This is a genomic window from Paenibacillus sp. Y568, assembly GCF_059445545.1.
On sequence record NZ_JCAIUM010000059.1, the window covers coordinates 1 to 1,249 of the forward strand.

At 38.2% G+C, this 1,249-nt stretch carries 2 protein-coding genes; both read right to left on the bottom strand.

Translation table 11 applies throughout. From position 1 onward, the window contains the following. Positions 1–198 precede the first annotated feature (198 nt). Positions 199–960, bottom strand: coding sequence for a hypothetical protein (locus tag AC1D7X_RS25765; RefSeq protein ID WP_495454691.1), 762 nt, complete (start codon positions 958–960; stop codon positions 199–201). 55 nt (positions 961–1,015) lie between these two features. Continuing rightward, on the bottom strand, positions 1,016–1,249 hold a 234-nt coding region (locus AC1D7X_RS25770; protein ID WP_495476436.1), incomplete at its 5' end, for a hypothetical protein.

Sequence of the window (1,249 nt, forward strand, 5' to 3'; positions counted from 1 at the left end):
TTTCAGGATACATGGTTCCGTCATTCCCATCCTCGGTTGTAAAGTTAGATTTCATTTCATGAAATCTCTGTTTTTTCGCGCTGTAAAGCGCTTATACAGAACTTGTCATACTGTCCCGTTAGCCATACGTGCAGCGCAAGCGCCGCACCACAGATTACGGAAGTAATTTCGTTCTTCCATGGGAGTTCAACAAGTTTTTTAGTTCTCCCGTCTACATTGTATACTGCTTTCTTTTCCAGAAATACCTTTTTGGACTGTAACTTTATTTATTTTCACACCATTTTCTGGAGTATCAGTTAACGTGATATGAATTCTTTCATAAGGAACGTCACCATGATGTGCACTATAATTTAACGCACTTGCATGTACGATATGTCTTCTTGTATCGCCATTTATTCTTTCGATTTTGTCTATTTTTGGACACATGATAAAGTCTGAGTATGTTTTGTCAAGGTAGGAAAAATATCTGGTATATAAGGTTTCTTCAAGTAGCTCTTCTTTGGGAGCTCCAATACTTTCATATTTCCACCCGACTAACAGCCAATCAAATAACTCAAGTGATTTCAATCGAACTTCTGTATTATTTTGGGTAAATAAAACCTCGCCATCTGCTATTGTGCATGACTTTTTTTGGTTCTCAAGTATACAATTATAGGCAGGTTCAATAACTGCAATATCCCCGTTTTTCATTCTTATTTCCAATTTAGAGATGGGGCATATATTTAGCTCAGTTTGTCCTTCGGAAGGATTTGATGTGTTTATCCATTTAACAACCTTATTGATGATTACTTCTTCATATCCGTCGCTTTCCTTAAATAATCTAGAATCACCAGACATACGTTTTGTTTGAATAGATAAAACATCCTCTGTTTTTAATTTTGGTTGAATACTTGCATTTGCAATTTGTATCGAGGAGAATAGTCCAGCAAACACCATACATATTTCAACCAACTTTTTCATGGGCTCACGCCACCTCTGGAAGTAGTTTTGCAGGTATTATCCCCTTTGAGTAAAGCTATATTCCAGAATGACATTTATTATCCAATGAGTATTTTCGCCATTTGACAGCCACTGTTTCAACTAACCTGCCCTTTAGCTTAATAAAAAAGGGAGTAGCTGCCGTAGTAAACTGCTCCTTTGTTGTTCCACTATCGGTAGCAATAGGTAAGCCTTTGATGCGATCTCCAGCTTTTCCCCTGCTCCACACGGAGCGTGCTAGTTTCCCAGCACTCCGCGTTCCCTCTAACAG

Bases quoted from the DNA above. Each gene is read 5' to 3' on its own strand.
- AC1D7X_RS25765 (WP_495454691.1), bottom strand. From the start codon at position 960: ATGAAAAAGTTGGTTGAAATATGTATGGTGTTTGCTGGACTATTCTCC.